We start from the raw sequence: 5,988 nt of genomic DNA, 5'->3' as shown, positions 1-5,988 counted from the left end.
TACCTAGAAAGTCCCTTGGGTATGATACGCCTGATGATTTATTTGAAGCTTATTTAGATACCGTCTATGCAGCTTAAATTATTTGGTTAAAGGTGTTCAATTTGAACTTGCAATTTTAGTAAAAATAGTTTTTCAATATTTTATATATAATAATAACCTGATGTAAAGACAGAAGAATTTAACTTTTGAATAGAAGTGATGGTTCATATCAATCTTATAGCATATTTTTAAAATAAAATCTAAAGAGTTATTGACATATGCCATTAACAGAGGTATACTAATAATAGTAAGTGGCATATGTCATAAACTACAAGGAGGCGAATGGTATGCCTAGAAGAGATGGAACTGGCCCAATGGGTGCTGGAACAATGACTGGACACGGTTTAGGCTTTTGCACAGGGAAAAATGCGGTCAATCGTGGTGCTGGACTTGGATTAGGTCTTGGATTTGCTTGCAGACGAGGTTTTAGTAGTGGATTTGGCAGAGGCTTAGCAATAAATCAATATGCGACAAAAACACATAAAGACTTCCTTCAAGAACAAAAAGAATTACTGCAAAGTCGAATCGAAGTCATTGATAAACAATTAAAGTATCTGTAACGGGTATTAGAGGTAACTGGAGGACGCTCTGGTTATTTCTGATTAGAAATGGGGTGATAGATTATGCCAAGACCAATGAAATGGAGAAAAGTGTGTTGTCTGCCAGAAAGTAATAAATTTGGCCCTCTTGATTCAGTGTTGGACGATCAAGATCATGTAAACATGACAGTTGATGAATATGAAACAATAAGGCTTATAGATTTGGAGGGTTTTACTCAGGAAGAGTGTGCAAAACAAATGAATATTGCCCGTGCTACCGTTCAGGGAATATATGTAGAAGCCAGAAGAAAGTTAGCTGAATCATTGGTGAATGGTAAAGTGTTAATAATTGAGGGAGGCGAATACCGTCTTTGTGATGGATTGGGAAATGGATGTGGCCGAGGCTGTCATAGGCATGGACGTGGCAGATTCTTTACAGATAATGAGAATCGAGGTGACTAATTATATATTCCGAAAAAGTAATTGAACATTTTATGTGCCCTCAAAATGCTCATAGCATGCCAGATGCTGACGCTGAAGGAAATTTTGGAGACCCTTCGTGCGGAGATTATCTTACCGTTTATATAAAGGTGAAAGACAATCATATAGATAACATAAGTTATCTTGTGTTTGGCTGCAGTGCATCAATTGCAACGTCCAGTATGACATCGGTGATGGCTAAAGGAAAAGGCCTGGATGAAGCATTAAAAATTACAGAAGAGGATATAATCGAAGCTCTAGATGGGCTTCCTGAAAGCAAGGTTCATTGCTCAAATTTAGGAGTAAGTGCATTGCGCAATGCAATCAATAATTATTTAGTAGTTAAAAGAATGGAGGATTCTTATGAAAATAGCAATTCCGGTAGATGAGAAAAGTTTGGATTCAAACGTATGTGTATCCTTTGGACGCACTCCCTATTTCCTTATTTATGATGTAGATACTAAGGAAAGTGTATTTCTTGATAACAATGCAGCAGCAAGTACAGGTGGTGCAGGGATTAAGGCTGCACAGACGATAGTAGATAATAAAGCAAATGTTTTGCTTACTCCTCGTTGCGGGGAAAATGCTGCTGAAGTGCTCAAATCTGCTGATATTGAAATATTTAAAACGACATCGGCATCAGTAAAGGATAATATTGATGCTTTCATCGATGGAAAACTTTCTTTACTAGATGAAATTCATGCCGGATTTCATGGACACGGAGGCAATTAATATGAGAATAGCTGTGCTAAGCGGCAAGGGCGGCACAGGAAAAACACTGGTATCGGTAAATTTAGCTGCGGTAGCAAAAATATCAACATATATAGATTGTGATGTTGAAGAGCCAAATGGGCATCTATTCTTTAAACCCGAAGATGTCCAAGAGGAAGAAATATCAGTAAAAATTCCAAAGGTGAATAATGAGCTATGCAATGGATGTCGAAAATGCATAGATTTTTGTAAATTCAATGCTCTTGCCTATATTAAAGATAAACTGATTGTTTTCGAAGAGGTTTGTCACTCCTGTGGCGGTTGTATTATGCTTTGCCCTGAAAAGGCGCTGACAGAGAGAAAAAAGGTTATTGGGAAAGTTCAAAAAGGAACTTCCGATCAGGTAACGGTATACACAGGAATATTAAATACTGGTGAAGCTTCGGGTATCCCTATTATTAAAAAGTTGCTTGCTGAGAATAAACCTGAAGCAGATAAACTGACCTTTATTGACTGTCCTCCTGGAAGTGCCTGTATTGTAATGGAAAGTATTAAGGATGCAGACTATTGTATATTGGTAGCTGAACCTACGTTATTTGGTGTTCATAACCTTAATATGGTATACGAGTTGGTCAAGTTATTCAATAAGCCGTTTGGTGTAGTTCTAAACAAGTGTATAGAAGGTGAAAATCCAGCTGAAAATTTCTGTATAGAAAAAAACATTAAAATTTTAGATCAGATCCCATTTGATAATGAACTTGGAATATTGAATTCAAATGCAGAAATTGCCGTGAGGGAAAATGAAAAATATCAGGCTTTATTTTCTTCTCTGTTAGAAACAGTGAAAAAGGAGGTGCAACATGAAACAACTTCTTATTCTTAGTGGAAAAGGCGGTACTGGGAAAACTACTATAGCCAGTGCTTTTATCAAGCTTGCAAACGCTAAGGCTTATGCGGATTGTGATGTAGATGCACCTAACCTACACCTTATAACAGAACAAAGCTCTCAACCAAGGAAAACAGATTATTATGGTTTACCAAAAGCGGAGATAAATCCAGAACTGTGCATCGAATGTGATAGGTGTAGACAAAACTGCAGATTTGATTCTATTTCAGTAGATAAGAAATATAAAGTAGATCCTTTTGCATGTGAAGGCTGTGGAGTTTGCAAAGCTGTTTGTCCAGTAGAAGCTATATCTTTAAAACCGGCTGTAGCTGGTGAGTTGATGTTATATGCAAATGAAGGAGAAGTTTTTTCTACAGCACAGCTGAAAATGGGTAGTGGCACTTCAGGAATGCTGGTCACAGAGGTTAAAAAACAAATGAAGTCGGAGATAGTTAATGGCAATCTTGCAATTATTGACGGTTCTCCAGGCATAGGCTGTCCTGTAATAGCATCACTTAGCGGTGTGGACATGGTTTTGATAGTGGCCGAACCGTCCATATCTGGCATTAGTGATTTGGAGCGAATCATAAAAACAGCGGCGAAATTCGGAACTATGACAGTAATATGTATAAACAAATTTGATACCAACGTAGAAAACACAGAAAAGATAGAAGCGCTATGTAAAAAACAAAGGCTGACTTTTATGGGTAGAATACCTTTTGATTCGAATGCAGTAAAAGCGATTAATAATGGCCGAACCATTGTAGACATAGATTGTGCATCGGGTGCAGCAGTAAAAGCAGTTTACAATAAGACAATGAAATTACTTTTTGAAGAAGGTGGTGGGCTAAGGTCATGATTATCAAAACATTAGTGGAAAACACATCGATATCGAAAGACTTCGGTAACGAACATGGTCTTAGTCTGTATATTGAAACAAATGCACTTAAAATTTTATTTGATGTTGGAGCAAGTGAATTGTTTCTTAAAAATGCTGAAAACGTGGGTTGCTAACTGAGCAAAATGAACGAATGATAGATGATACTTTTGCACATGAACAGAATCTTATCATAGAGGAAGACGGAAAGACCCTTCTAGTTACAGGCTGTGCTCATAATGGTATCATAAATATACTTGAACATTTTCAAAAAATAAAAGGTCGTATGCCTGATTATGTAATAGGCGGATTTCATCTTTCCAGTCGCTCTGGTGGCAATGAGGACTCTGATATGATAGATAGAATTGGTAAATATCTAATGGCTACAAAAGCAAAGTTTTATACCTGCCATTGTACAGGTATAGAAGCCTATGAAAGGCTGAAATCTGTTATGGGTGATAATATTGATTATTTATCAACAGGCAGTGAAATAACAATCTAAAATAAAGGAGCTAAATTATGAGCGAAAATTGTAATCAAAACTGCAACAGTTGTTCAGAGGACTGTGCAGAAAGAAAAGAACAAAAAACTGATTTTTCCGAGAAGTTACATGAGATGAGCAGCGTAAAAAAAGTCATAGGTATTGTCAGTGGTAAAGGCGGAGTAGGAAAGTCACTTGTTACTTCCATGCTCGCTGTTACCATGAATAGAATGGGTTATCATACTGCCATTCTTGATGCAGATATTACAGGACCTTCTATTCAAAAGGCATTCGGAATTCGGGAAAAAGCCACTGGTAGCGAATTTGGACTATTCCCTGTTAAAACAAAGACCGGCATTGATATTATGTCTGTTAATTTACTTTTAGAAAAGGATACTGATCCTGTTGTATGGAGAGGCCCAATAATTGCTGGTACAGTTAAACAGTTCTGGACTGATGTTATCTGGAGTGATGTAGATTTTATGTTTATTGATATGCCACCAGGAACCGGCGATGTTCCCCTTACAGTATTTCAATCCATTGCTGTTGATGGGATTATTGTCGTAACTTCTCCACAAGAGCTGGTATCCATGATTGTATCTAAAGCCGTCAAAATGGCAGAAATGATGAATATCCCAATCATTGGTTTGGTAGAAAATATGTCTTATTTTAAATGCCCTGATAACGGCAAGGACTATCAGATATTTGGTGAAAGCCACATTGAAGAAATTGCTGAAAAACATAATTTAAAGGTTCTTGCTAAACTACCTATTGATCCGAAAATTTCAGCTGCCTGTGACAAGGGCATGATAGAGCTTTTTGATGGCAATTGGCTTGATAGCACATCAAAATTACTAGAGGAAAGACTTGAGGAAAATAAAAAGTGAGTGAACATTCAACATTAGCAAAAGAATTATTCACAAAAGGATACAATTGCTCTCAATCGGTAGTGTTAGCCTTTTGTGATGAAACAGGACTAGACTCAGAAACAGCACTGAAAATTTCTTCTTCATTTGGTGGTGGAATGGGAAGACTACGAGAGGTATGTGGAGCAGTCAGTGAAATGTTCATAGTTGCAGGAATGCTAGATGGGTATTCAAATCCTTTAGATAGAGTTCCAAAACTGAACATGCAGCAGAAATATTAGATAAATATATTCAAAATAAAAAATTGGAGGAAAAAACAATGATGAAAATAGCAGTAGCAAGTGAAAAGGAAATGGTAACAGAGCATTTTGGGCATTGCGAAGGGTTTATGATTTTTGACACCGAAAATAATCAAATTGTCAAAAGTGAAACTATTGCTAACCCTGGACATAAACCTGGATTCCTGCCTAATTTTCTTGCCGATCGTGGTGTAAATGTCATCATCAGCGGTGGTATGGGCGGAGGTGCAGTTGAGATTTTTAATGAAAGGAACATCGAAGTTATTGTTGGAGCAAAAGGTAATGCCAAAGCAGCAGTAGAAGCATACTTGGAAGGCTCTTTAAAGTCGACTGGTTCTGTTTGCCATGAACATCAGCATCATGATGAATGTGGCAAATAAAATACCATATTTATATTGTGAAATAGTGCTTGTACAAAGTATAATAGGTGCAAGTACTATTTTTGCTTTATAGAGCAATCTTGCTGATATGTTTCCACAAACAGAAAGAGGTTAGTGGATATGTTCCCATAAACGAGAGTAGGCATTTGACATACTTCCTATCCTCTCGTGCCATGTTGAGACGGTGGTATTGATGTCAAGGGTTGATAAGTAAGTGTGTAATTAGATAAGTATATTAAGGCTTTCCGTGATTTGAGGTCTGGTTCTAAGCTGGAAGGATAATCACGGATTTTTGATTTGAGGGAAGATATCTATAATGGACCCAAGAATTTAGACCACTAAAAGTTGCTTTTTAAGTTAGGTTGAATGTAATATTTAATCAAACGGAGGCACTATGAAACGAACACAGTACACACCTAACGAAAAAGCA

At 37.1% G+C, this 5,988-nt stretch carries 11 protein-coding genes; all 11 read left to right on the top strand.

Features of this window, described 5'->3' with window-relative positions; all coding sequences use genetic code 11:
- Positions 1-326 precede the first annotated feature (326 nt).
- The 11 genes from RVY80_RS10120 to RVY80_RS10070 all read left to right on the top strand — a co-directional run bounded on the left by RVY80_RS10120 (position 327) and on the right by RVY80_RS10070 (position 5,558).
- Positions 327-599 carry a DUF5320 domain-containing protein gene (locus RVY80_RS10120; protein WP_302820705.1) on the top strand — a complete coding sequence of 91 codons (273 nt, stop codon included), beginning with the start codon at positions 327-329 and terminating at the stop codon, positions 597-599.
- A gap of 63 nt (positions 600-662) precedes the next feature.
- On the top strand, positions 663-1,040 hold the full coding sequence (locus tag RVY80_RS10115; protein ID WP_302820706.1) for a DUF134 domain-containing protein: 378 nt from the start codon (positions 663-665) through the stop codon (positions 1,038-1,040).
- Positions 1,040-1,447 carry an iron-sulfur cluster assembly scaffold protein gene (locus RVY80_RS10110; RefSeq protein ID WP_317330536.1) on the top strand — a complete coding sequence of 136 codons (408 nt, stop codon included), beginning with the start codon at positions 1,040-1,042 and terminating at the stop codon, positions 1,445-1,447. Before RVY80_RS10115 ends, RVY80_RS10110 begins: the two co-directional genes overlap by 1 nt.
- Positions 1,422-1,790, top strand: a complete 369-nt coding sequence (locus RVY80_RS10105) for a NifB/NifX family molybdenum-iron cluster-binding protein (protein WP_317330533.1) — start codon at positions 1,422-1,424, stop codon at positions 1,788-1,790. Before RVY80_RS10110 ends, RVY80_RS10105 begins: the two co-directional genes overlap by 26 nt.
- Position 1,791: 1 nt before the next feature.
- Positions 1,792-2,652, top strand: a complete 861-nt coding sequence (locus RVY80_RS10100) for an ATP-binding protein (RefSeq protein WP_317330531.1) — start codon at positions 1,792-1,794, stop codon at positions 2,650-2,652.
- On the top strand, positions 2,630-3,514 hold the full coding sequence (locus RVY80_RS10095) for an ATP-binding protein (RefSeq protein ID WP_317330529.1): 885 nt from the start codon (positions 2,630-2,632) through the stop codon (positions 3,512-3,514). Before RVY80_RS10100 ends, RVY80_RS10095 begins: the two co-directional genes overlap by 23 nt.
- Complete coding sequence (locus tag RVY80_RS10090; protein WP_317330527.1) at positions 3,511-3,669, top strand: hypothetical protein; 159 nt, start codon at positions 3,511-3,513, stop codon at positions 3,667-3,669. Before RVY80_RS10095 ends, RVY80_RS10090 begins: the two co-directional genes overlap by 4 nt.
- 17 nt (positions 3,670-3,686) lie before the next feature.
- A complete protein-coding gene (locus RVY80_RS10085) occupies positions 3,687-4,034 on the top strand; it encodes a hypothetical protein (RefSeq protein WP_317330526.1) in 348 nt (115 codons plus the stop codon).
- A gap of 17 nt (positions 4,035-4,051) precedes the next feature.
- Entirely contained in the window at positions 4,052-4,900 is an 849-nt protein-coding gene (locus RVY80_RS10080; RefSeq protein ID WP_317330525.1) for an Mrp/NBP35 family ATP-binding protein, read from the top strand.
- Positions 4,897-5,160 carry a C-GCAxxG-C-C family protein gene (locus RVY80_RS10075; RefSeq protein ID WP_317330524.1) on the top strand — a complete coding sequence of 88 codons (264 nt, stop codon included), beginning with the start codon at positions 4,897-4,899 and terminating at the stop codon, positions 5,158-5,160. Before RVY80_RS10080 ends, RVY80_RS10075 begins: the two co-directional genes overlap by 4 nt.
- Before the next feature lie 38 nt (positions 5,161-5,198).
- Complete coding sequence (locus tag RVY80_RS10070) at positions 5,199-5,558, top strand: NifB/NifX family molybdenum-iron cluster-binding protein (protein ID WP_294143902.1); 360 nt, start codon at positions 5,199-5,201, stop codon at positions 5,556-5,558.
- Positions 5,559-5,988: the final 430 nt, after the last annotated feature.

Origin of the sequence: Veillonella absiana (assembly GCF_032970865.1) — a bacterium.
Lineage (GTDB): Bacteria > Bacillota > Negativicutes > Veillonellales > Veillonellaceae > Veillonella > Veillonella absiana.
This window is presented reverse-complemented; position numbering and strand designations above follow the sequence as displayed.

Coding starts and splice junctions, on each gene's coding strand:
- RVY80_RS10120 (WP_302820705.1), top strand. CDS start 327: ATGCCTAGAAGAGATGGAACTGGCCCAATGGGTGCTGGAACAATGACT.
- RVY80_RS10115 (WP_302820706.1), top strand. CDS start 663: ATGCCAAGACCAATGAAATGGAGAAAAGTGTGTTGTCTGCCAGAAAGT.
- RVY80_RS10105 (WP_317330533.1), top strand. CDS start 1,422: ATGAAAATAGCAATTCCGGTAGATGAGAAAAGTTTGGATTCAAACGTA.
- RVY80_RS10100 (WP_317330531.1), top strand. CDS start 1,792: ATGAGAATAGCTGTGCTAAGCGGCAAGGGCGGCACAGGAAAAACACTG.
- RVY80_RS10095 (WP_317330529.1), top strand. CDS start 2,630: ATGAAACAACTTCTTATTCTTAGTGGAAAAGGCGGTACTGGGAAAACT.
- RVY80_RS10090 (WP_317330527.1), top strand. CDS start 3,511: ATGATTATCAAAACATTAGTGGAAAACACATCGATATCGAAAGACTTC.
- RVY80_RS10085 (WP_317330526.1), top strand. CDS start 3,687: ATGATAGATGATACTTTTGCACATGAACAGAATCTTATCATAGAGGAA.
- RVY80_RS10080 (WP_317330525.1), top strand. CDS start 4,052: ATGAGCGAAAATTGTAATCAAAACTGCAACAGTTGTTCAGAGGACTGT.
- RVY80_RS10070 (WP_294143902.1), top strand. CDS start 5,199: ATGATGAAAATAGCAGTAGCAAGTGAAAAGGAAATGGTAACAGAGCAT.